This is a genomic window from Nocardia sp. XZ_19_369 (assembly GCF_015355715.1).
GTDB lineage: Bacteria > Actinomycetota > Actinomycetes > Mycobacteriales > Mycobacteriaceae > Nocardia.
Genome location: NZ_JACVED010000003.1, coordinates 814,241 through 837,071 on the forward strand (window position 1 = coordinate 814,241; position 22,831 = coordinate 837,071).

Annotated in this window: 20 protein-coding genes and 1 tRNA gene; 13 read left to right on the top strand and 8 right to left on the bottom strand. The window is 68.1% G+C overall.

Annotation, left to right across the window (positions count from 1 at the left end; genetic code table 11):
* Nucleotides 1-25: 25 nt before the first annotated feature.
* The gene (locus tag IBX18_RS43105; protein ID WP_194834273.1) at nt 26-655 is read right to left on the bottom strand and encodes a TetR/AcrR family transcriptional regulator; all 630 of its coding nucleotides are present in this window, start codon (nt 653-655) and stop codon (nt 26-28) included.
* Between the two features lie 109 nt (nt 656-764).
* Here IBX18_RS43105 and IBX18_RS15200 point away from each other — a divergent pair, with 109 nt between their 5' ends.
* Nucleotides 765-1,166, top strand: a complete 402-nt coding sequence (locus tag IBX18_RS15200; protein ID WP_194834274.1) for a Dabb family protein — start codon at nt 765-767, stop codon at nt 1,164-1,166.
* Nucleotides 1,167-1,173: 7 nt separating this feature from the next.
* On the opposite strand, the gene icmF is transcribed toward IBX18_RS15200, so the two are convergent.
* Nucleotides 1,174-4,392, bottom strand: coding sequence for a fused isobutyryl-CoA mutase/GTPase IcmF (icmF, locus tag IBX18_RS15205; RefSeq protein ID WP_194834275.1), 3,219 nt, complete (start codon nt 4,390-4,392; stop codon nt 1,174-1,176).
* A 234-nt stretch (nt 4,393-4,626) separates the two neighbouring features.
* On the opposite strand from icmF, the gene IBX18_RS15210 reads away from it, so the two are divergent.
* From IBX18_RS15210 to IBX18_RS15260, 11 genes are all read left to right on the top strand, one after another.
* Nucleotides 4,627-5,652: a hypothetical protein gene (locus tag IBX18_RS15210; protein ID WP_194834276.1), complete on the top strand. Its 1,026-nt coding sequence runs from the start codon at nt 4,627-4,629 to the stop codon at nt 5,650-5,652.
* Complete coding sequence (locus IBX18_RS15215; protein WP_194834277.1) at nt 5,649-6,692, top strand: hypothetical protein; 1,044 nt, start codon at nt 5,649-5,651, stop codon at nt 6,690-6,692. The genes IBX18_RS15210 and IBX18_RS15215 overlap by 4 nt, the downstream gene beginning before the upstream one ends.
* 44 nt (nt 6,693-6,736) lie before the next feature.
* Complete coding sequence (locus IBX18_RS15220) at nt 6,737-7,552, top strand: hypothetical protein (RefSeq protein WP_194834278.1); 816 nt, start codon at nt 6,737-6,739, stop codon at nt 7,550-7,552.
* A gap of 22 nt (nt 7,553-7,574) precedes the next feature.
* Nucleotides 7,575-8,522: a hypothetical protein gene (locus IBX18_RS15225; RefSeq protein ID WP_194834279.1), complete on the top strand. Its 948-nt coding sequence runs from the start codon at nt 7,575-7,577 to the stop codon at nt 8,520-8,522.
* Nucleotides 8,523-8,729: 207 nt separating this feature from the next.
* Nucleotides 8,730-9,674 (top strand): DUF2157 domain-containing protein, encoded by a 945-nt coding sequence (locus tag IBX18_RS15230; RefSeq protein ID WP_194834280.1) that lies wholly within the window; start codon nt 8,730-8,732, stop codon nt 9,672-9,674.
* A 189-nt stretch (nt 9,675-9,863) separates the two neighbouring features.
* A complete protein-coding gene (locus IBX18_RS15235) occupies nt 9,864-11,363 on the top strand; it encodes a CoA-acylating methylmalonate-semialdehyde dehydrogenase (RefSeq protein WP_194834281.1) in 1,500 nt (499 codons plus the stop codon).
* 3 nt (nt 11,364-11,366) lie between these two features.
* Complete coding sequence (locus tag IBX18_RS15240; protein ID WP_194834282.1) at nt 11,367-12,506, top strand: acyl-CoA dehydrogenase family protein; 1,140 nt, start codon at nt 11,367-11,369, stop codon at nt 12,504-12,506.
* On the top strand, nt 12,503-13,564 hold the full coding sequence (locus tag IBX18_RS15245) for an enoyl-CoA hydratase/isomerase family protein (protein WP_194834283.1): 1,062 nt from the start codon (nt 12,503-12,505) through the stop codon (nt 13,562-13,564). The genes IBX18_RS15240 and IBX18_RS15245 overlap by 4 nt, the downstream gene beginning before the upstream one ends.
* Entirely contained in the window at nt 13,557-14,456 is a 900-nt protein-coding gene (gene mmsB / locus IBX18_RS15250) for a 3-hydroxyisobutyrate dehydrogenase (protein WP_194834284.1), read from the top strand. Before IBX18_RS15245 ends, mmsB begins: the two co-directional genes overlap by 8 nt.
* 76 nt (nt 14,457-14,532) lie before the next feature.
* On the top strand, nt 14,533-14,718 hold the full coding sequence (locus IBX18_RS15255; protein WP_147139531.1) for a DUF6374 family protein: 186 nt from the start codon (nt 14,533-14,535) through the stop codon (nt 14,716-14,718).
* A 119-nt stretch (nt 14,719-14,837) separates the two neighbouring features.
* Nucleotides 14,838-15,614: an enoyl-CoA hydratase gene (locus tag IBX18_RS15260; protein ID WP_194834285.1), complete on the top strand. Its 777-nt coding sequence runs from the start codon at nt 14,838-14,840 to the stop codon at nt 15,612-15,614.
* 53 nt (nt 15,615-15,667) lie between these two features.
* Here IBX18_RS15260 and IBX18_RS15265 read toward each other — a convergent pair whose 3' ends face one another.
* Nucleotides 15,668-16,726, bottom strand: a complete 1,059-nt coding sequence (locus IBX18_RS15265; RefSeq protein ID WP_147139527.1) for an Hsp70 family protein — start codon at nt 16,724-16,726, stop codon at nt 15,668-15,670.
* 126 nt (nt 16,727-16,852) lie between these two features.
* On the bottom strand, nt 16,853-17,404 hold the full coding sequence (locus IBX18_RS15270) for a MarR family winged helix-turn-helix transcriptional regulator (protein ID WP_107660064.1): 552 nt from the start codon (nt 17,402-17,404) through the stop codon (nt 16,853-16,855).
* Between the two features lie 181 nt (nt 17,405-17,585).
* On the opposite strand from IBX18_RS15270, the gene IBX18_RS15275 reads away from it, so the two are divergent.
* A tRNA-Cys gene (locus IBX18_RS15275) sits at nt 17,586-17,660 on the top strand.
* Nucleotides 17,661-17,679: 19 nt separating this feature from the next.
* Here the strand turns inward: IBX18_RS15275 and IBX18_RS15280 are convergent.
* The 4 genes from IBX18_RS15280 to IBX18_RS15295 form a co-directional block, all read right to left on the bottom strand.
* Nucleotides 17,680-18,741: an ABC transporter ATP-binding protein gene (locus tag IBX18_RS15280; protein ID WP_194834286.1), complete on the bottom strand. Its 1,062-nt coding sequence runs from the start codon at nt 18,739-18,741 to the stop codon at nt 17,680-17,682.
* Nucleotides 18,738-20,291 (bottom strand): iron ABC transporter permease, encoded by a 1,554-nt coding sequence (locus IBX18_RS15285; RefSeq protein ID WP_194834287.1) that lies wholly within the window; start codon nt 20,289-20,291, stop codon nt 18,738-18,740. Before IBX18_RS15285 ends, IBX18_RS15280 begins: the two co-directional genes overlap by 4 nt.
* 2 nt (nt 20,292-20,293) lie before the next feature.
* Nucleotides 20,294-21,313 carry an iron ABC transporter substrate-binding protein gene (locus IBX18_RS15290; protein ID WP_194834288.1) on the bottom strand — a complete coding sequence of 340 codons (1,020 nt, stop codon included), beginning with the start codon at nt 21,311-21,313 and terminating at the stop codon, nt 20,294-20,296.
* Between the two features lie 119 nt (nt 21,314-21,432).
* Nucleotides 21,433-22,791 (bottom strand): metallophosphoesterase, encoded by a 1,359-nt coding sequence (locus IBX18_RS15295; RefSeq protein ID WP_228540964.1) that lies wholly within the window; start codon nt 22,789-22,791, stop codon nt 21,433-21,435.
* Between the last annotated feature and the right edge of the window lie 40 nt (nt 22,792-22,831).

Genomic DNA, 22,831 nt, shown 5'->3' on the forward strand with positions numbered 1-22,831 from the left:
CGGTGCCGCCGTGCCGGACCCGGATTCAGTGGGATCCGTACGCGGACAGGAACGTGTGGATGGCGGCTTCGGCGATACGCCGGAGTTCGGCGTCGGGGACCGCGCGGGTGCCGAGCTTCGAACGCGCCTCCAACGGCGCGGTCAACAGGGCGAGCAATTGTTCAGCGGCCTGCGCCGGGTCGGTCGTCCGCAAGCCGCCGGACAGGGTGAGGCGGGCCAGCCGATCGGTCAGCGCCTCGGCGATGCGCTGCGAAGTACGTTCCAGCACAACGTCGGTGAGCTCGGGGAACGCTGCCAACTGCGCGTAGGTCAGCGCCCGGAGTGCCAGGGCGCGTTCGCTGGAGCACACCCGCAGTAGGTCCCCGGCCATATCGATGAGGGCCGCCGGTAGGTCATCGCCCGGGTTTCTGAGCCGCTCGATGACCGTGAGCGTCTCGGCCGCTACCGCATCCGCCGCGGCGAGTACGGCGTGCCGGAAGAGCGTCTGCTTGTCGGTGAGGTGGTTGTACACCGTGGGTTTCGCGACGCCCGCCTCGTCGGCGATCTCCTGCACGCAGGTCTTGTCGTAGCCGCGGCGGGCGAACACAGTGAACGCGACGTCGAGGATCGCCTGCCGCTTGTCGATCCGCCCCCGTGCTGTCGATGCTCCCGTCACCCCCGCATGGTAGCGCCTCTCTCGCCTGAGATGAACTCATGGGTTCAGTCTTGTGCATCTACTGGTTCGTTCCTTAGATTGAACCCGCTGGTTCAAATAAGGAGGTTTCATGATTGTTCACCTGTTGCGCTTCGGTTTTCGCGACGAGACGACGGACGAGCAGAAGGCGGAGGTGCTCGCGACGATGCGGCGGACCGCAGCGGTCGAATCGGTGTCGTTCGCCACCGTCGGCCAGAATCTCGGCGACGTCTCCGAGGGGCTGACGCACGCCTACTGCGTGGGGGTCGAGGATCTGGCGGCGCTGGAGCGGTATATGCACGACCCGGTCCACCTGGACGGCGATCCGCGGATCATCCCGCACGTCGCGAAACTCGCGATCGGGCCCGACGTTTCCGACGCGCCGGATCCCACGCTGCGCGCGAAGATCATGGCGTTGCACGAGGCGAAGCTGCGGAAGTACCCGGAGTGGGCACGCCTGATGACGACCGTCCCCGAGGTGCGAATCCTCTGAGTAACCCTCAGACGTTGCGGCGGTATTGCCCGCCGACGGTGAAGAACGTGTCGGTGATCTGCTGCAGGGTGCAGAAGCGGGCGGCGTCCATCAGCACCTCGAAGATGTTGTCGTCGGTGCGGGCGACGGCTTCCAGGCGGGCCAGGGCGGCGTGCGCGGGATCGCGGTGCCGGTGCTGGAATTCGCGGACCCGGCTCAGCTGGGACTGCTTTTCGGCCTCGGTGCCGCGGGCCAGCTCGATGTCGTGCTTCGGCTCCCCGTGCGGGTTGCGGAAGGTGTTGACGCCGATGATGGGCAGCGAGCCGTCGTGCTTGCGGTGCTCGTAGCGCATCGACTCGTCCTGGATCTTGCCGCGCTGGTAGCCGGTTTCCATCGCGCCGAGCACGCCGCCACGCTCGCTGATCCGGTCGAACTCCGAGAGCACCGCCTCTTCCACCAGGTCGGTGAGCTCGTCGATGAGAAAGCTGCCCTGCAACGGGTTTTCGTTCACCGCGACGCCCCACTCGCGGTTGATGATCAGCTGGATGGCCAGCGCGCGGCGCACCGACTCCTCGGTGGGGGTGGTCACTGCCTCGTCGTAGGCGTTGGTGTGCAGGCTGTTGCAGTTGTCGTAGATGGCGATGAGCGCCTGCAGGGTGGTGCGAATGTCGTTGAAGCTCATCTCCTGTGCGTGCAGCGAGCGACCGGAGGTCTGGATGTGGTACTTCAGCTTCTGCGAACGATCGTTGGCAGCGTAGCGATCATGCATGGCGATGGCCCAGATGCGGCGGGCGACCCGGCCGATCACCGTGTACTCGGGGTCCATGCCGTTGGAGAAGAAGAACGACAGGTTCGGCGCGAAGTCGTCGATCTTCATCCCGCGCGCGAGATACGCCTCCACGTAGGTGAATCCGTTGGCGAGGGTGAAGGCGAGCTGACTGATCGGGTTCGCGCCTGCTTCGGCGATGTGATACCCGGAGATGGAGACCGAGTAGAAGTTGCGAACACCGTTGCGCACGAACCATTCCTGGATATCAGCCATCATGCGCAGGCTGAACTCGGTGGAGAAGATGCAGGTGTTCTGGCCCTGATCCTCTTTGAGGATGTCGGCCTGCACCGTGCCGCGCACCGTCGCCAAGGTCTTCGCCCGGATATCGGCGGCCTCGTCGTCGGTCGGCCGGCGTCCCTTGCCGGCCGAGAAGCGTTCCAGCGCTTGGTCTATCGCGGTATTGAGGAAGTAGGCCAGGATGGTGGGGGCGGGCCCATTGATGGTCATCGACACCGATGTTGTCGGCGCGGTCAGGTCGAAACCGTCGTACAGCGCCCGCATGTCGTCGAGCGACGCGATCGAGACACCGGAGGTGCCGACCTTGCCGTAGATGTCGGGGCGTTCGGCGGGATCGTGGCCGTAGAGGGTGACCGAGTCGAACGCGGTGGACAGCCTTTTCGCGTCGGCATGCTCGCTGAGCACCTTGAAGCGCCGGTTGGTGCGGAACGGGTCGCCTTCACCGGCGAACATCCTGGCCGGATCCTCGTTGTCCCGCTTGAACGGGAAGACGCCTGCGGTGAACGGGAAGCGACCCGGCAGGTTCTCCGCACGCAGGAAACGCAGCAACTCACCGTGATCGGTGAACCTGGGCAATGCGACCCGCGGAATCCAGTTGCCGGACAACGTCTCCCGGCGCAACGGCGTACGGATCTCGCGGTCGCGCACCCGCACCACCTGCTCGTTGCCGCAGTAGGACTCGGCGAGCGCGGGCCACTCGGCGAGCAGCGCGGCGTTCTCGGCGGTCAGCTCGGCACGCGCGGTCGCGGCCAAGTCGGCGACGGCCTGATCGTCGGGCAGTTCGGCGGCGACCTGCACGATACGTTGAACCCGCTGTGCCGCAACGACTTGCGCGGCGGTGGTCGCATGGTAGTCGCGTACCGTCTCGGCGATCTCGGCCAGGTAGCGCACCCGGGCGGGCGGGATGATCTGCGCGAACCGGGTGGACACGCGGGTATTCACCCGGGGCAGCGCCCCCTGTTCCAGCCGCAGGCCGCGTTCGGCCAGCAGCCCGGCCAGGTGCTGGTACAGCGCCGTGACACCGTCGTCGTTGAAAGTCGCTGCGCTGGTGCCGAAGACCGGCATGTCCTCCGGTGCCGCGCTGAAATCCGCGCGATTGCGAATCAGCTGGCGCGACACGTCCCGCAGCGCGTCGGCCGCGCCGCGGCGCTCGAACTTGTTGATCGCCACGACATCCGCGAAATCCAGCATGTCGATCTTTTCGAGCTGGGAGGCGGCGCCGAACTCCGGAGTCATCACATACATGGACACGTCGACGTAGTCGGTCACCGCGGCGTCGCCCTGGCCGATGCCCGGCGTCTCCAGGATCACCAGGTCGTATCCCGCTGCCTTGCAGGCGGTCACGATCAGGTCGATATTGTCCGGCAGTTCGCGCCCGCCCCTGGTGGCCAGCGAGCGGAAGAAGATGTGGTCGCCGTCGAGGGCGTTCATCCGGATGCGGTCGCCGAGCAGCGCACCGCCGCCGCGGCGCCGGGTCGGGTCGACCGCGAGAATCGCGACGCGCAGCTTGTCCTGCTGGTCCGACCGCAGCCTGCGCACCAATTCATCGGTGAGCGAGGACTTTCCGGAGCCGCCTGTACCGGTGATGCCGAGTACCGGCACGGTGCGCGCGGCGGCGGCCTGGGTCAAGGTCTGCCGGTCGCTGTCGGTCAGGGTGTCCTGCTGGATACAGGTGATGGCGCGGGCCAGGGCGGCGCGTTCGCCGGCCAGCACCGCGTCCAGCACCGGTGGTTCGGTGGCGAGATCGATATCGCAGGCGCGGATCAGCTGATTGATCATGCCGGGCAGGCCGAGTCGCTGTCCGTCCTCGGGGGAGAAGATGGTGACGCCGCATTCGGCGAGCCGCGCGATTTCCTCGGCGACGATAACGCCGCCGCCACCACCGAATATCCGGACGTGCTCCGCCCCGGCCTTTTTCAGCGCGTCGGCGAGATATTCGAAGTATTCGACATGTCCGCCCTGATACGAACTGACCGCCACACCCTGCGCGTCCTCGGTGAGCACCGCGTCCACCACTTCGCTGACGGCGCGATTGTGACCGAGGTGAATCACCTCAGCGCCCTGCGCCTGCAGGATGCGCCGCATGATGTTGATCGCCGCGTCGTGCCCGTCGAACAGCGCGGCGGCGGTCACGAAACGGACGGGGTTGGTCGGCGTATGAAGCGCGCTGCTGTCGGCCACGGGAGTCCTCCGGCGAGTCCAGTTGGCGCCCGATACTAGGACGTCAAACTAATCCTACGGTGATGCCCATCACAGCGCCAGGTGCCACACGGCCGGTCAATTCGACAAAGGTGGCTGCGGGGTTGCGCTCACCGTGAATGCAAAGGGCGACAGCGGGCCGCGTGCCGAGTTCCGATGGGACGCGATGCCCTAAATCCGAAATCCATCTGCACAAATCCACCAAAAGGACGATCCATGGGACGGAACTCTTATCGGCTCACCGCCGCGGTAGCCGCCCTCGGCCTGTCGATAGTGGCCGCGCCGTTCGCACACGCCGAACCCGCACCGCTCAACGGTCTGTTCGCGCTGGCCCCCGGCGTCTGCTCGGGCGGCGCGGTGACCGGCAGCTTCTTCCGGATGATCCTGCCGACCGGCGACGCGGGCGGTCCCTACCTGGCCAACAGCGACTCGGCCTGCAGCGACCAGACGGTGACCACGCTGTCCGCGGGCAGCGACGGCGGCCTGGTCAGCGGCAGCTATCAGCCGCAGCCCGCCGCGGCGTTCGACGGTGCGGGCAATGCCCAGTCCGGCCGGGTCACCACGCCGGTCCGCTTCTACGGCGTAGATTTCGCCACCGCGACCAACCCCACCGACCCGCAGACCGGCGGCGGTACCGCGGTGCCGCAGTTGTTCTCCGACGGTGGGCAGCTCTCCGGTGATCTGAGCAGTCTCGGGGTCACCTGGAACAACCAGGTGTTCAACCAGGGTGCGCCGAAACCGGGTGGCGGGCTGCCGGGCAAGACCAGCCCGGTGCACGGCACCATCGATGGCGCGGGCAATTTCGTGATCGAGTGGACCAGTCAGATCGTCGGCGGTCCGTTCAACAACTTCACCGGGTTGTGGCATCTGGCCGGTCAGTATCGCGGCGGCAGTGTGCCGCAGGCGGCACCGGCGGCCGCACCGATCGCCGCTGCGCCCGGTGCTCCCGGGGCTGCTCCTGCGGCACCGGCTCCCGGCGCTCCTGCGGCGGCTGCTCCACCTGCGGCCGGCGCACCGGCCGCTGCTCCTGCTGCCGGAACTCAGCCTCCGGTCGACGCCGCGGTGCCGGTGGCCCAGGCGCAACCCGCGCGCACCGATCCGGTGCTCGCCTCCAAGACCGTCGAGGTCCCGCGCGGACGGCACACCCCGGCATGGGTGGTGCCGACGCTGTTCGTGGTCGCGGTCGCGGCGGCCGGGGTGTTCTTCAACGCGGACCGGATCGTCCGTCGGCAACGGCAGTGACCACCGTGTCGGGGCTGCCCGCGTATTCGGAGTTCGTCTCGAATCCCGAGGCCGCGCCGCCGCGGCCGTTGCAGCGGTGGCCGTTCGTGCTGATCATCGTGCTCGGCGCGCTGCTGGTCCTCGCCCCGGTCGGCACCGGCATGTTTCCGCGAGCGGTCAAGGGGGAGGCGATGATCGACGCGTTCGAGCCGTACATGACCCGGTCGAGCATCGACGGCTACCGCCACGACCTGCAGGTGCTCGACGACGCCCGGACGAACGTCATCACGCTCCAGCAGCGCGGACAGCAGCCGGGCAGCTATCCGCGCGTCGACCAGTTCGTCCGTGACTACCCGGAGATCCGCTACCACATGTCCGGGATGATCGCCGCGATCGACGACAATCGGCACAACTACGAAAAGCTCGCCGCGGTACCACCTTTCGGCACCTTGCCGTGGTTGCTCGCCTTGCCCGGCGCGATTCTCGTCGGTGCCGGGGTGCTCGGCTTCCGGCGCGCGCAGCAGGGTAAGCAGGCGCTGGTCTGGCGCTCGACCGCGGCGCTCGCCGCCCTCGGGCTGATCGCGGTGCCGCTGCTCGGCGGCCTGTTCCCGGCCTCACCCGCGGCGCAACCGCTGATCAACGACCTGGGCCCGATCCTCACCCACGACGAGGTCCGAAAGCTACAGGGCTACTTCGTCACTCTCGTCGCGGCCGACGGCGAGCTCAACAGTCGATACACCGCGGACGTCCGGACGGCCCACCCGGAGGCCGACCTGACCGGCATCACCACCCTCGAAACCCGGTGGCAGCCGATGACTTCGCGCTTCGCCGCCCTCATCGGTGCGATGAACGACAACGTCCGGAACTTCGATGCCGTTGTCGCGCTGAACGACTCGACCCGCCCGCTCGGGTTCGGCGCGTTCCGCGGGCTGGGTTTCTGCTATCTGGTGCCGGGCATTTTCGCGCTCGCCGCCGCGGTGGAGGGCATTCGGCTGCCGGGTCGCGTGCCGGCCAAGCGCGTGGCACTGCGTGCGAATCCCATTGGCGGTGCCCGGAAATGAGAACGCGAGCCACTCGGCCGACTGAACGTAGGAGGGGATCCGGTATGAGCGCACGCAAGATGATCGCCGCGACGGTGCTGGCCGCACTGGCGTTGGTGGTGTCCGGTTGTTCCGGCAGTGATGACGCGCCGACGTCGAGTGGGCCTGAGCCGCTGGTCGGATTGCTGCGATTCACACCGGGTTCGGTGTCCGGTGACAGCGTTGCCGGAACGTGGTTCCGAATGGTGCAGCCGGGCGGCACACCGGAGAAGGGCCCCTACATGCCCAACGGTGATTCCCCCGCGCAGAACGGGTCGACCACCTTGCTCGAATCGGGCACGGCGGGCGGCCTGCGCATCGGCGGATACCAGAGCGAACCGAAACCCGGCTTCGCACAGGGCAATTCGTTGTCCGCGTCGATCACCAAGCCGACCAAGTTCTTCGCCGTCGAGTTCGGCATCTCCACCAATCCGGTGGACCCGCAGACCCAGCGCCGGGTACCGCCGCCGACGGTGACGAACGACGGCGGCAAGCTGACCGCGGACGTGTCCGCCTGGGCCGCCTCCTGGAACGACCAGGAGTTCAACCAGGGTGCGCCGAAGCCGCCGGAGAAGCAGGACGCCCAGGTGGCGGGCGCCGAGCAAGTGCAGAAAGTGTGGGACTGGGTCGCCAAGCAGTGGTTCGACAAGCCCACCGCCGATGCCGCTCAGGGCCCCTCGGCCACCGGCACCTACGACGCGAAGACCCGCAAGTTCACCCTGCAGTGGACCAGCCTCATCGTCGGCGGACCGTTCAACGGGTTCACCGGCGTCTGGCACCTGGAGGGCGTGTTCGAACCCGCCGCGGCCGCACCGAATTCGCCTGCGGCACCGGTCAAATAGACATCAGAAGGAGTACGGTCCGATGAGTTCTCGCACGACGACCCGGCCTGCGCTCGCCGGTGCCATTCGCGCGGTGGCCGCGCTGACGGTCATCGGCAGCGCCGTCGCGGTCACCGCGCTGACGGTCAACCAGGACGACGAGGTCACCAGCGTGGTGATCACCCAGGAGCAACCGGCCGCTGCCGCGAGGTCCGCCGCACCCTCGGTTCCGGCGGGTACCTCGGCGCCGCAGGCACCCGCGCCAACTGCGGCCGCACCTGCTCCGGGCGGGCCGGCGCCCGCCGAGTCGGTGCCGCTCGGATCGGGTGGTGCGCCCGCCGTTGTCGCCATCAACCCTGGTGCGGGCGCGGGCGCTGCGAATGCCGGTGCGCCGAACGGCTCTGTTCCGCTGGGCGCGCCGAACAGCTCGGTCCCGCTCGGCGGTGGCGCACCGAACAGTTCCGTTCCGCTCGGCGGCGCGGGCGGTGCGAACCCGTTCGCCGCCGCCCCGCTCCCGGCACAGCCCGCCTGCCCGCTCGGCTGGCCCGCGCCGAAGCAGCAGGGCGGTCTCGCCTCGCTGATCGGACTGGCTCCGCTGGCGGGCCCGTTCTCCTCGGAAGCCTTCGCGCTCGGCTCGGTCTACCAGCCGATCCTGCAGCTGGCGGGCCCGGTGCTCGCCGAGGTCGCCCCGGTGCTCGCGCGGTACCAGCCGGCGATCGACCCGTTCATCACCCAGGTGCAAGGTGTGGAAGCGGTTGTCCTGCAAGCAATCCTGCCGTACTACGGCCCCTACCGCGATCAGTTGATCGCCGCCGAGGGCGAACTCGCCAAGGTGCTGGCACCCATCCTCACCCGCGCCTACAACAGCGAGATCGCCTCCTGCTTCGTGGCCTGGCAAGGCCAGATCATCGACCAGGCAAAGGGTGGCCACATCACCGTGGCCTCGCTCGCGCACCCCGGCACCGTGGTGGAGCTCGGCCCCGAATCCTGAACCGGCCGAACCCGGAGCGGCCCGATCGCCTGGGTTCGTTTGCCGACCCCGGCACCGTGTCGAACCCGCTGTCTGACAACCGGGGTCATCGACACGGTGCACATCGTGTTGCCCCGAGCTCGAATTCGCTGAACAGATGGCGCGCGGGGTGGCGCGTCGAATCGACGATCGCCGGTGGGTGGGGCAGCAGCCGGACATAATGGGGCGATGGCGACACACCAGAGGTTGGCTGTGCGGAAGCTGGTCGAGCAGGGTGTGCTGACCGAGGCGCAGTTCGAGGCAGTGATGGGCGCGCTGGCCGCGCACGAGCCGCGGCCGCGCGGGAAGATCCTCGCGGAGATCGCGGCGTACATCGGTGCCGGGTTGGTGTTCTGTGGCATCGCACTGGTGATCGGCGCATCGTGGGACGACCTCGCGCGCGGTGCGCAAGTGGCCCTGCTGATCGCCGTATCGGTCGGACTCGTCCTCGGCGCGATCGCCGTGGTCGGCGGACCGTCGAAATTGTTCGACCGGGATCCGCACGGCTCCCGGATCCGGCTCGCCGGGGCTTTGCTGGCGCTCGCCGCCGGGTCGGTGACGGGGGCGGTGGGCACCGCGCTGGACGACGGCTCCGCCGACGCGGGGTCCTGGGCGGCGCTCGCCGGACTGGTCGCCGCCGTGCTCGGCTATATCGCTATTCCTTCGGTGATCGGCATGCTCGCCTGCGGCATCTTCAGCGCGTCGGCCATCCCGGTGGCGCTCGACGAAATGTTCGGCGTCGGCGACCTCTGGGTGGGCCTCGGCATGCTGGTGGTCGGCGGAATATGGTTCGCGCTCAGCAGGATCGGCGCGTTCGTCGAAACCTGGCTGGGGTACGCGATCGCGGTCGGGATCGCACTGGTCGGCGCGATCGTCGTCGACTCGGACCATCGGCCGTGGGCGTTCTTGCTCAGCGTGCTGGTGGCCGCCGTCTGCTTCGTGTTGTTCGCGCAGCAGCGTTCGACGGTGCTCGTGATCGGTGGCGGGCTCGCGGTCGCCCTGGCAACCGGTCAGGCGGTGACGCAGTGGACCGACAGCGTGCTGGCCGTAGCGGTCGCTGTGCTGGTGATCGGTGCCGTTGCTCTAGGAGTCGGCTCGTATGTGCTCACCAGATCGCCGAAGCCGTCGGACTAGAGCTGGACCCTCCTCGAAGTCTGCCCGCAGAACCGGCTGAAACCCCTGGCAGACCGCGTGCCCCAGGGTGTTCGGCACCTCAGGTGCGACGTGGGATGAATCACACTCGCTAGATACATGGACGTCCAACTATAGGATGACCGCATACCGCGCTGCGGTGTCACGGTCGGCTACCAGAACAGGACTGGCATGGTTCGCGAACTCACTCACTTCATCGGCGGGCAACACGTCGCGGGTACCTCCGGCAACTTCGGTGACGTCTTCGACCCGAATCTCGGCCAGGTGCAGGCACGGGTGCCGCTGGCGAGCACGGCCGAGGTGCAGGCCGTCATCGCGAATGCCGAAGCGGCGCAGCCGGTGTGGGCCGCGTTCAACCCGCAGAAGCGGGCGCGCGTAATGATGCGGTTCCTGACGCTGGTGCAGGACGAGATGGATTCGCTTGCCGCACTGCTCTCCTCGGAGCACGGCAAGACCATCGCCGACGCGAAGGGCGATATCCAGCGCGGCCTCGAGGTGATCGAGTTCGCCGTCGGCGCGCCGCACCTGCTCAAGGGTGAGTACACCGAGAGCGCGGGCACCGGCATCGACGTCTACTCGATGCGCCAGCCGCTCGGCGTCGTCGCGGGCATCACCCCGTTCAACTTCCCGGCCATGATCCCGCTGTGGAAGGCGGGCCCGGCGCTGGCCACCGGAAACGCGTTCGTGCTCAAGCCCTCCGAGCGCGACCCCTCGGTGCCGCTGCGGCTGGCCGAGCTGTTCCTCGAGGCCGGCCTGCCGCCCGGCGTGTTCAACGTGGTGCACGGCGACAAGGTGGCCGTCGACGCCCTGCTGCACGACCCGAGGATCAAGGCCGTCGGCTTCGTCGGCTCCACGCCGATCGCGCAGTACATCTACGAGACCGCGACCGCGAACGGCAAGCGCGCCCAGTGCTTCGGCGGTGCCAAGAACCACGCGATCGTCATGCCGGACGCCGACCTCGACGACGTCGCCGACCAGTTGATCGGTGCCGGTTACGGTTCCGCGGGCGAGCGCTGCATGGCCATCTCGGTGGCCGTGCCGGTCGGCGAGGAGACCGCGGATCGCCTGCTGGCCAAGCTCACCGAGCGGGTGCACAAGCTCAACATCGGCCGCTCCGACGATCCCGGCGCCGACTACGGCCCGCTCGTCGGCAAGGACGGCGTGGACCGGGTGCACAACTACGTCCAGATCGGCATCGATGAGGGGGCCGAGCTGGTGGTCGACGGCCGCGGCGTGACCGTCGAGGGCGCCGAGGACGGATACTTCGTCGGCGCAACGCTTTTCGACAAGGTCACTCCCGAGATGCGGATCTACAAAGAGGAGATCTTCGGTCCGGTGCTGACGGTGGTCCGGGCCAAGGACTACGAGGAAGGCCTGCGCCTGGCCAACGAGCACGAATACGGCAACGGCGTCGCGATCTTCACCCGTGACGGCGACACCGCCCGCGACTTCGCCGCTCGCGTGCAGGTGGGCATGGTCGGCATCAATGTCCCGATCCCGGTGCCGATCGCGTACTACACCTTCGGCGGCTGGAAGCGCTCGGGCTTCGGCGACCTGAACCAGCACGGCCCCGACTCGTTCCGCTTCTACACCAAGACCAAGACCGTCACGCAGCGCTGGCCTTCGGGAATGAAGGAAAGCAACGCGTTTGTCATCCCGACGATGGACTGACGAATGTTCATCCTCGACGACGACGAGAAAGCGATCAGCGACACCGCGCGCGGCTTCGCCGACGAGTTCCTCGCGCCGAACGCGCTGGAATGGGATGAGCAAAAACACTTTCCGGTCGATGTGCTGCGCAAGGCGGGCCCGCTCGGCCTCGGCGGCATCTACGTCCAGGAGGACGTAGGCGGCTCGGGTCTGCGCAGGCTCGACGCCGTGCGCATCTTCGAGCAACTCGCCACCGGGTGCCCGGCCATCGCGGCCTACATCTCCATCCACAACATGGCGACCTGGATGATCGACAGCTACGGCGACGACGCCCAGCGCCATCGCTGGCTGCCGCGGCTGACGTCGATGGAACTGCTGGCGAGCTACGCGCTGACCGAGCCCGGTGTCGGCTCGGACGCGGCGGCCTTGAGCACCAAGGCCGTCCGCGACGGCGACGACTACATCTTCAACGGCGCAAAGCAATTCATCTCCGGCGCGGGCGCCACCGACGTGTACGTGGTTATGGCCCGCACCGGAAGCCCGGGCGCACGCGGTATTTCGGCGTTCATCGTGCCCGCCGATACGCCGGGCCTCTCCTTCGGTGCCAACGAGCGGAAGATGGGCTGGCACGCCCAGCCCACCCGGCAGGTGATCTTCGAAGACGCGAGGGTCCCGGCCGCCAACCTGCTCGGCGCGGAGGGCGACGGCTTCCGCATCGCGATGAACGGCCTCAACGGCGGACGGCTGAATATCGCCGCCTGCTCGGTCGGCGGCGCGCAGGCGGCGCTGGACAAGACGGTGCCGTATCTGGCGCAGCGCAGCGCGTTCGGCGCACCGCTGCTGAACAACGACGCGTTGCGGTTCCAGCTCGCCGATATGCGGACCGAATTGGAGGCCGCCCGCACCCTGCTGTGGCGGGCCGCGGCGGCGCTCGACGCCGACGCGCCGGACAAGGTCGAGTTGTGCGCCATGGCAAAGCGATTCGCCACCGACGCGGGCTTCGAGGTCGCCAACAAGGCGCTGCAACTGCACGGCGGCTACGGTTACCTGGCCGAATATGGCCTGGAGAAGATCGTCCGGGATCTGCGGGTACACCAGATCCTCGAAGGCACCAACGAAATCATGCGGGTGGTCGTCGCCCGCGCGGTGGTAGGAGCGGCATGACCAGCGAACCGGAAGTTCTGATCGAGAAGCAGGATGGGCTCGGGCTCATCACTCTGAACCGGCCCAAGGCCATCAACGCGCTGAACCATTCGATGGCGCTGGCCATCAGCGAGGCGCTGAACGCCTGGACCGACGACGACGAGGTCCGCACCGTGGTCGTCACCGGTGCGGGGGAGCGCGGCCTGTGCGCGGGCGGCGACATCGTCGCCATCCACACCGACGCGACCGGCGGTGCGGCGGGCGCGGATTCGCCGACCGGGCGCTTCTGGCGCGACGAGTACGTGCTCAACGCACTGATCGGCCGCTACCCGAAGCCCTATGTGGTGGTGATGGACGGCATCGTGATGGGCGGCGGCGTCGGCCTGTCCGGCCACGGCAGTCACCGGATCGTCACCGAGCGCTCCAAGATCGGCATGCCGGAGGTCGGTATCGGCTTCATCCCGGATGTCGGTGGCACCTATCTGCTTTCGCGTACGCCCGGCGAGCTCGGCACGCACGTCGCGCTCACCACGGCCCGGATGAACGCGGGTGACGCCATCGCGGCCGGCTTCGCCGACTACTACCTCGCCTCCGAACACCTTCCGGCGCTGCTGGATACGCTGCGCACCGAGACGGCGGAGATCGCGATCGCCAAGTTCGCCTCGGCCGCACCGGCTTCCGTCCTGCTCGCCCAGCAGGACTGGATCGACGCCTGCTACAGCGCCGACACGGTGGAGGAGATCGTCGCCCGCCTGCAGGCGCACGAGGCACCGGAAGCCGCGAAGGCGGCCGCCGATATCCTCACGAAATCGCCTGTCGCGCTGAAGGTCACACTGCGATCGTTGCGTTCGGCGCGGTCCGCGCCGAACCTGGAGGCGGTGCTGAACGAGGAGTACCGGGTCTCCATCGCGGCGTTGTCCTCGGCCGATCTGGTGGAGGGCATCCGCGCGCAGGTGATCGACAAGGACCGCAACCCGCAGTGGTCGCCGGCGACGCTCGCCGACGTCACCGCCGCACAGGTTGACGCATACTTCGCCGAATTGGGCGATCAGGAACTGGGTTTGGTGAGCAATGACTGAAAAGATCGGATTCCTCGGACTCGGCCACATGGGTGCGCCGATGGCGGCGAACCTCGTCAAGGCCGGATATGACGTGCTGGCCTACGATCCGGTGCCCGCCGCGCGGGAGCAGGCCGTCGAGGACGGCGCCACCGTGGTGGGTACGGCGGCGGAGGCGGCGGATGCCGGTGTGGTGATCACCATGCTGCCCAACGGAAAACTCGTCCTCGACGTGTACGCCGAGCTGCTGCCTGCCGCCAAGCCCGGCACCCTGTTCATCGACTGCTCCACCATCGACGTCGCCGACGCCAAGTCGGCCGCGGTGCTCGCCATCGGCGCGGGCCATCGCGCGCTGGACGCCCCGGTGTCCGGCGGGGTCGCGGGCGCGGCGGCGGGCACGCTGACCTTCATGGTCGGCGGCGGGGCCGAGGACTTCGCCGACGCACTGCCGGTGCTCGAGGTGATGGGCGGCAAGGTGGTGCACTGCGGTGGCTCCGGCGTCGGCCAGGCCGCCAAGATCTGCAACAACATGCTGCTCGGCATCTCGATGATCGGCCTGTCCGAAGCCCTGGTCCTCGGCGAGCAGCTGGGCTTGACGCACCAGTCGTTCTTCGACGTCGTCTCCACCGCGTCGGGCCAGAGCTGGGCGCTGACCAGCTACTGTCCGGTCCCCGGCCCGGTGCCGACCAGCCCGGCCAACAACGACTACCAGCCGGGTTTCGCCACCGCCCTGATGAACAAGGATCTGGGTCTGGCCGCGAACGCGTTGCGCGAGAACGGCATCGACGGTCAGCTCGGTCTGCTCGCCGCGGAGATCTACAACCGGTTCAACGAGTCGTCCGGCGGCCGCGACTTCTCGGCCATCGTCACCGAGATCCGGGAACGAAGCGTCGGCCCGAACGCGGACGCCTGAGGCCGCAGCGCACCGACTCCGACGCGAAGGTTGACACGTCTCGAACATGCGTTCGACTCGAGGTATTGTTCGGGCCGTGTCTCCACTTTCCCGCCAGGACTGGGCCAGGATGAACCTCGAACAGGTCCGTGACCAGCTGCTCGACGCGGCCGCGTTCGGCAAGTACCTGCCGCCCGAGCAGCTCGAGCACGCGGCCGGGAAGATCGCCGAGGGGCTGCGCGTCTTCCAGGAGCTGACGAGCGACCGGAACGGGCCCGGATAGCCAATTGTGTTGTAGTGCAACAACTTCAAAGATTCCGCGGGACGTTGCGGAAGGGGTGAGATACCTGCTTCCTGTATCGTCACCGATATTCCTGACCACCCCGACCTAGAAGGTGCCGAGTGACCGACTTCGAGACGATTCTGCTGGAGCGCAAAGGCCGGGTCGGCTGGATCACGCTGAACCGCCCGAAGGCGCTCAACGCACTCAATGCCCAGGTCCTCGACGACGTCATCGCCGCGCTCGACGAACTGGAGCGAGATGACGAGGTCGGAGCCGTGGTCATCACCGGCTCGGAGCGCGCGTTCGCAGCCGGCGCCGACATCAAGGAGATGCAGCCGAAGTCGTATATGGACATGTTCCTCAACGACTACTTCGCCCGCTGGGACCGGCTCGCCCAGTTTCGCAAGCCGACCATCGCCGCGGTGGCCGGGTACGCCCTCGGCGGCGGCTGTGAGCTGGCCATGATCTGCGACATCCTGATCGCGGCGGACACCGCGAAGTTCGGGCAGCCGGAGATCAAGCTCGGCGTCATCCCCGGCATCGGCGGCTCGCAGCGGCTCACCCGCGCGGTCGGCAAGGCCAAGGCGATGGATCTGGTGCTCACCGGTCGCAATATGGACGCGGAGGAGGCCGAGCGCGCCGGACTGGTGTCGCGCATCGTGCCCGCCGCCGACCTGCTCGACACCGCACTCGAGGTCGCCGAGACGATCGCCTCGATGTCCTTGCCGGTCACCATGATCGCCAAGGAGTCGGTCAACCGTTCCTTCGAAACCACCCTCGCCGAGGGCCTGCGCTTCGAACGACGAGTGTTCCACTCGCTCTTCGCCATCGACGATCAGAAGGAAGGCATGACCGCCTTCGTCGAGAAGCGTCCCGCGAAGTTCACCAACCGCTGATCCGCGCGCGCCCGGCAGAATAGTTATCCACTTAGCCGGGAGAATCCGACGCCCTAGCCGAAGCTCGACGACGACGGTCCGACGATGTCCATCGGCGTCGGCGGGACACCGTGGGTGGGTTCGGCCGAAGAGTTGTCCATGGCAAGGATTCCCGCGATCGTCGCACCGAGCGCCGCGGTCACCGCGACCGCGGCGATCAGCTTGCGGCGGTCCACCGTGCCGTGCGCCAGCGATGCGGACAGCGCCGCACCCGCTCGCACGCGCGGCATCCGCACGTCGCCGCTGTGCCGCTCCGCGGCGAGCAACACCGCGCCGCGGGCCGAGACGTAGTCGGGTTCCGGGTCGTAGATGATCGGCAGGTCGATCAGCTCCGCGAGCTCCTCGCGGATGCTCGGGCTGCGCGTGCAGCCGCCGAGCAGCACCATCGCGTCGGGCTGCACACCGCTCTCCTCGATGAGCTGACGCACGAACGAGGCCGAGTGATGGATGCTCGCCGCGCACAATTCGGCCAGGTCACTGCGGGTGACCACCTCGCGGTCGCCGGAGATGGGGTCGATCGCGGTGACCACCCGCTCGCTGCTCAGCGCCTCCCGATGCCTGCGGCTGGTCAGCTTGTCGGTGAGCACGCCGCCGCGGGCGAGCTGCCAGCGCAGCAGCGCGTCGTAGCCGTCGCCGCCGAGCACCGTGCTGCGTTTACCGGCCAGGATGGTGTCGTTGCGGCAGTCGGCGTGCGTGATGGTCAGCCCGGACGTGCCGAGGTCGTAGAGCAGCACCGTGCCCTCGTCCGGCAACTGGCCGGTGAAGCGCAGGTAGCGCAGTTGGGCAAGCGGTTCGTCGACGATGGTGAGGCGATTGCGGCCCGCGCTGGTCCGGATGGCGTCGGCATGCAGGGTGCAACGGCAGGTCACCGCGGTTCCGGTGACCAATTCGTCGCGCCGGTCGGCGGCGCCGCGCATCTGCCGGATGGCCTCGAAAACGGGTTCTTCGACGCCGCCACCGGCGCGTCGCGGCACCTCGCAGCGGTCGATCGGCGGGAGATGCGGCTGATCGGAATGTGTCAGCATCGCGCGTGCGCCACCAGCGCCCGCCGATACCCCCAAGACCAGCACCATGGTTTACATGGTGAACCCTTTTGCGCCCGCTGCCAAGACGACGGGGCGGGAAATTCGCTAGTTGGATGCCGGACCGTTACCGCCTGGTCGATCAGGGGGTGTATTGAACCGTCCAGTACGTCTGTCTCATTCGGGCCGGTTCGTAGACCAGCGGGCTTGCTCGCCGCCGGTGTCGAAGTCGCCTGCGGCGTGTCGGAATTCCGCCAGTAACTGCAGCAGCGTGTGCAGCCGATCCGGCGCCAGGCCGGGCAGCGCGAAGACCTTCGTGTTGAGTTCCTCGGTCGCCTGCGCGACCAATTCCCTTCCGGCGGCGGTGATCTCGATCAAGGTTGCGCGCCGGTCGGTGGGGTGCGGCACCCGCTCGACCAGCTTCGCCGCCTCCAGCCGGTCCACCGTGTTGGTCACGCTGGTCGGGTGCACCTGCAGCCGGGCGCTGGCCTTGGCCATCGGCAGCGCGCCGGTCTTGCTGAAGCTCAGCAGCATGAGCAGTTCGTACCGGGAGAAGGTCAAACCGGTTGGTTTCAGCGCCTCGTCCACCCGGGCCATCACGATTTGCTGGGCACGTACCAGCGAGGTCACCGCGGCCATGCCGTCGGCCACGTCCCCCCAGCCGTGGTCGACCCACTGGCGATGGGCCTCCTCGATCGGGTCGAGCGGAAGCGGGCGTGGCCGAGACATGGTCCGATCATTCCATGCGTGCTGCAAATCAGGCCGCATGCTCGGAATCAGGGCCGTGCTGCGAATCGAGCTCAGTGGCTTCGGGTCGGGCCCAGTGGCTTTGAATCGAGCCTGGCGCTTCGAATCAGGCTGAGCGCAACGGTGTATCCAGGAGTTCGCGCACGGCACACTCAATCGTGAGGCGGGCGTGGCTGAGTGGTTGAGGCAACGGTCTGCAAAGCCGTTTACGCGGGTTCAATTCCCGCCGCTCGCTCCATCGGGGTTCGAGGGTCGCCTCAGGCGGCAACGCTCGGTTCGGCATATGCCACAGCCGAACCGAGCACCTCGAGCCGTACGCGCCGGCCCGCGGCAGGCGCCGCCACACTGGCCCGGCGCACCCGTACCGCGTCGCTGCGGCCGTCCAGCGCGATGGTGAGCATCACGTCGGCACCGCGGAATTCGACATCGCGCACCACCCCGCTGTCCGGCTCGCCTGCCGAAACTTCATGGGCGACAAGCTGTTCCGGGCGAACCATGATGGTGACCTGGCCGGTCGGCGCGCCTTTCTGCACGGGAATCCGGCCGAGCACGCACTTCGCCACGTCGCCGTCCACCACCGCGTCGAGCAGCACGCAGTCACCGAGGAAGCGCGCGGTGAACAGGTCCTTCGGCGCGGCGTAGACCTCTTCCGGCGCGCCGACCTGGGTGAACCGGCCGTCGCGCATCACCGCGACCTGCTCGGCGAAGCACAGCGCCTCCTCCTGATCGTGGGTGACCAGGATGCTGGTCATGCCCGCCGCACGCAGCGTGTCGGCGACGGCCTGCCTGGTGGTGGCGCGCAGGCCGGCATCGAGGGCGCTGAACGGCTCGTCCAGCAGCATCACGTCGGGCTTGCGGGCCAGGGCGCGGGCCAAGGCGACGCGCTGCTGCTGTCCGCCGGAGAGTTGATGCGGGCGGCGCTCCGCGTAGGACGGATCCAGCGAGACCATGTCGAGCAGTTCGTCGACGCGGTGTTTGCCGTTGCGCCGGCCGTAGAATCCGCCGCGCAGTCCGTAGGCGATGTTCTGGCCGACGGTCAGATGCGGGAACAGCGCACCGTCCTGCGCGACATACCCGATGTTGCGCCGCTGGGGCGGTACCGAGAACCGATCGCGGGCAACGGTTTCCGAGCCGATCGCGACCGACCCCGCGTCCGGTGCCTCGAACCCCGCGATCACCCGCAGCAGCGTGGTCTTGCCGCAGCCGGAGGAGCCGACCACCGCAGTCGAGGTACGGTCCGGCACCTCGAGGGTGATCCCACCGAGCACCCGATGCTGACCGAACGTCTTCGACACATCGGCAACGACGAGCTCACTCATATTCCGGCCGCCTTCCGCGATTGGGTGAACAGCAGATAGGTCACCGGCACCGCCGCGACGATCATGATCAGGGCGTAGGGCGCGGCGGCCGCGTAATCCAATTCGCCGGACAGCGACCAGAATCGCATGGCCAGCGTGCGAGTTCCGTTGGGTGCCAGCAGCAGTGTCGCGGTCAGCTCGGTCGCGACGGCGACGAAGACCAGCGCACCGGCGGCGGCCGCGGCAGGAGCGGTGAGCCGCAAGGTGATTCGAGCGAAGGTGACCGGACCGGATTTACCGAGCGACCGGGACACCTCTTCCAGCCCGATCGGCACCTGCGCGAGCCCGGCTCGCACGCTCACCAGTGCGCGGGGCAGGAACAGCAGCACGTAGGCGGCGACCACCATGGTCGCCGTCTGATAGAGCGGGGGCGCCCATCGGATGGTCACCGTCACCATGGCCAGCGCGATGACGATGCCGGGCAGTGAACTGGTGATGTAGTTGGCGCCCTCCACCATTCGGGCGAACACCGAGGTGGAGCGCACCGCGATCCAGGCGACCGGGAAGGCGCACAGCGTGGTGAGCAGCGCGGCCACCGCGGCCAGCGCGATGGTCTGCCCGAGCGCCTCGCCGAGCTCGGTGAAGTCCCACACCTGCGCGCCGCCGATGCGCAGCCAGCGCCCGATGGTCCACAGCGGAACGCCCAGCGCACCGGCGGTCACCAGGGCGAGCGCGGCCAGCACCGGAATCGTGCTCGCGCCGAGGCGGATTCGTGCGGCTGCGCGCGGTGCGCCGCTGCCGATCCTGGCGTAGCGGCTGCGGCCACGCACCGCCGCCTCACTCGCCAGCAGCACCAGGCAGCAGAGCACCAGCACACCCGCGAGCATGCTGCCCGCGGGGCCGGCGAAGCTGGATTGGTACTGCTCGAAGATCGCGGTGGTGAAGGTGTCGAAGCGGACCATGACGAACGCGCCGTACTCGGCGAGCAGGTGCAAGGCGATGAGCAGTGCGCCGCCGAAAATAGCCAACCGCAACTGCGGCAACACGATCCGCGCGAACACCGCCACCGGCCCCGACCCGAGCGCCCGCGCGGACTCCTCCACGGCGGGATCGAGGCGGCGCAGCGTGGCCGCCGCGGGCAGATACGCCAGCGGGAAGTACGACATGGTTGCGATGACCACCCCGGCCGAGAGACCGTGCATGGTGGGGAAGGCGCTGACCCAGGCATAGCTGTTCACGAACGCGGGAACCGCCAGCGGCGCCGCGAATATCGGCCCCCACCAAGCCTTTCCGGGCACGTCGGTGCGTTCGACCACCCACGCCAGGCCAACTCCGAGCACCACGCAGATCGGCACGGTGCACACCACCAAGCCGACCGTATTACGCAGCAGCTGAGCGACTCTCGGCCGGAACACCAGGTCCGCGGCCTGGCTCAGCCCGGTCGAGAAGATCTCGGACACGATGTAGCCCAGTGGCACGAACGTCGCCGCCACCAGCAGCAGGGCGACGGTCGTGACGAAGGGCCCGGGTCGACCGACCCGGGACGAGGCGACAGCGGTCCGGACGGCCACGGCTAGAGCAGGCCCGCCTCGGTCATCAGCGCGGTGACCTTCTTGGCGTCCAGCTTGGACGGATCGACCGGGGGCGCCTGCAGGTCGGCCAGCGGCGGCAGCGCCGGGTTGGCGGCCACATCGCTGGCGACCGGGTACTCCATCGAGTCGCCGTCGCGCAGCACCTCCTGGCCCGCCTTACCGGTGATGAACGCCAGGAACTTCTGCGCCGACTCCTGCTTCTTGCTCGACTTCAGCACGCCGCCACCGGAGATGCTGACGAAGGCGCCCGGGTCCTGCTTCTTGAAGTAGTGCAGCGCGGTGTGGCTGCTGCTCTCCTTGGTCTTGGCCTGGTCGCGGTACCAGTAGTAGTGGTAGATCACGCCGCCGTCCGGGCTGCCCGCGTCGACCGCCTTCATGGTGGCCACGTTGTTCGGGAACGGCGTCGCGTTCTCCTTCATGCCCTTCAGCCAGGCGCGGGTCGCGTCCTCACCCTTCAGCGCGAGCAGGGCGGCCACGATCGCCTGGAAGTCGGCGCCCGAGACGCCCGCGCCCCAGCGGCCCTTCCACTGCGGCTGCGCGAGGTCGAGCAGCGAGGCGGGCAGCTGGTCGGCCGCCACCTTGTCCTTGTTGTAGACGAAAACCGTTGAGCGCGCGGCGACTCCGGTCCATTTTCCGGTGGACGGGCGGAACTGCGCGGGTACCTGATCCAGCGTCGGCTTGTCCACGTCGGCGAACAGACCCGCGTTCTCGACCAGTGCCATGGCGGGGGAATTCTCGGTGAGGAATACGTCGGCGGGCGAGGCGGCGCCTTCGGCGACGAGTTGGTTGCCCAGCGCGGTGTCACCGCCCTGCCGGAGCGTGACCTTGATACCGGTCTCTTTGGTGAATGCCGCCACCCATTCCTTGGTGAGCGATTCGTGCTGTGCGTTGTAGACCGTGATCTCTTGCGTGTCATCCGACGAATTCGAGCATGCCTGTAGGCCGAGCGCCGCTACCGTGACGGCCAGTACTCCGGAGATCGTTTTCCATCCGACAGGCATCGGTTCGGTCCTTCCGCTGGAATTCCTCATGTTGATGAGGCTTACCTAAGCAACATACCGCGTCCGACGTGCGCGGATGATATCGGTCCGGCAGCGGCGTTTCCGGAATTTCCGGCCGGTCAGTGCAGACCCGAGAAGTCCCGCAGGACAACGTGATTACGGTCGGCGGTGGTGCCGAGCGTGTAATCCGGGAGTAGGCCGAAGTATTCGGACCTGGTGGTCGCGCTCCAACGGCGAGCAGCGTCGGTGCGGGTTTTGTAGAAGTTGAGCATGTAACCGCCCTCGTACAGACGGAGCAGGCTGTAACCGCCCGGATATTCCTTCACCGCGGCCACTTCCAGGAATTCCACGGCGCAGGCGGCGTCCGGGCGGGTGCGGCGATTTCGGTGGGTATGTCCGCTGTGGTGCAGGAAAACGCCGGGGGAGCGGGCGTACAGGGCTTGGAGTTCGGCGCTGTCGCGGCCGTTGAGGACGAATCCCGGCCCCGCGAGATTGGTGAAACCCGATTCGACGGTGACCGGGTGGTGGCCGAAGACCAGGGTCGGGCGGTCGGGGTCGGCGCGCAATCGCTCGGCCAGCAGATCGAATTGTGGCCGGTCGATGGTGCCGCCGGAGCCGTCGAGTTCGCTGGTGTCCAGGCCGAGCAGGCGCAGGCCGCCGGTCTCGTGCTCGATCAGCTGCTGACGCGGGATGAACGCCTCGGCCCAGCAGTCGTGGTGGTCGGCGGGGGCGGGCAGGCAGCTCGCGTAGTCCGGGCCGACATGGGGGCGATCGTGGTTGCCGCGCACGACGAAGTAGTCGGTACCGAGCGCGCCCCAGGTGTCGAGATGGGCACGCACGGCGCGCGCATCTTTCAGCGACGCCTCGTTGGTGAGGTCGCCTGCGATCAGTAGGCGCTCGGCGCCGCGGTCCGGCCGGCGCAGATCGTCGAGCAGGGCGGCCAGCATCACCTCGGGATACGGCGGGATGTCCTGACGGACGCCGGGCGGCACGTTGGCGACCAGCAGACCACTGACCTCCTCGCCGTAGTGCACATCGTTGGCGAGGGCGAGGGTTTGCAATGGCCGGCCCGGCGGCGGCACCAATGTGGTGAATTCGCCGGTGGATTCGGGAGTTCCCGGGCTGAGGGTGGTCAACGAGAGCGCGGGGATCGCGCGCACGCCGTGGGACCATGCCTCGAAGCGATAGGTGCGGCCGGGTTCGAGGCCGTCGATTTCGGCGTAGTGGAACGGTGTCGGCTGCGGGTCGGCGTGCACGGGAACTGGGGCGCGGGCCGAATCGGCCGGGGCCAGTAGAACTTCCGCGTCGGTGTCCACCGGCGTCAGTCGTCCGGCGGCATCGGGCGTCACCGTCGTCCAGGTGATGATCACCGAGCGGTCGGTGATCGTGACGACCTCCAGGTCGGTGGCGATCAGCGGATGCGGTTGGGCCCGAGCCGAACTCGGGCGCGTGAAGGGCAGCAGGGTGGCAAGGCCCATGGCGCCGAGCATGGTTCGCCTGGACGGGCCGCAGCACGAT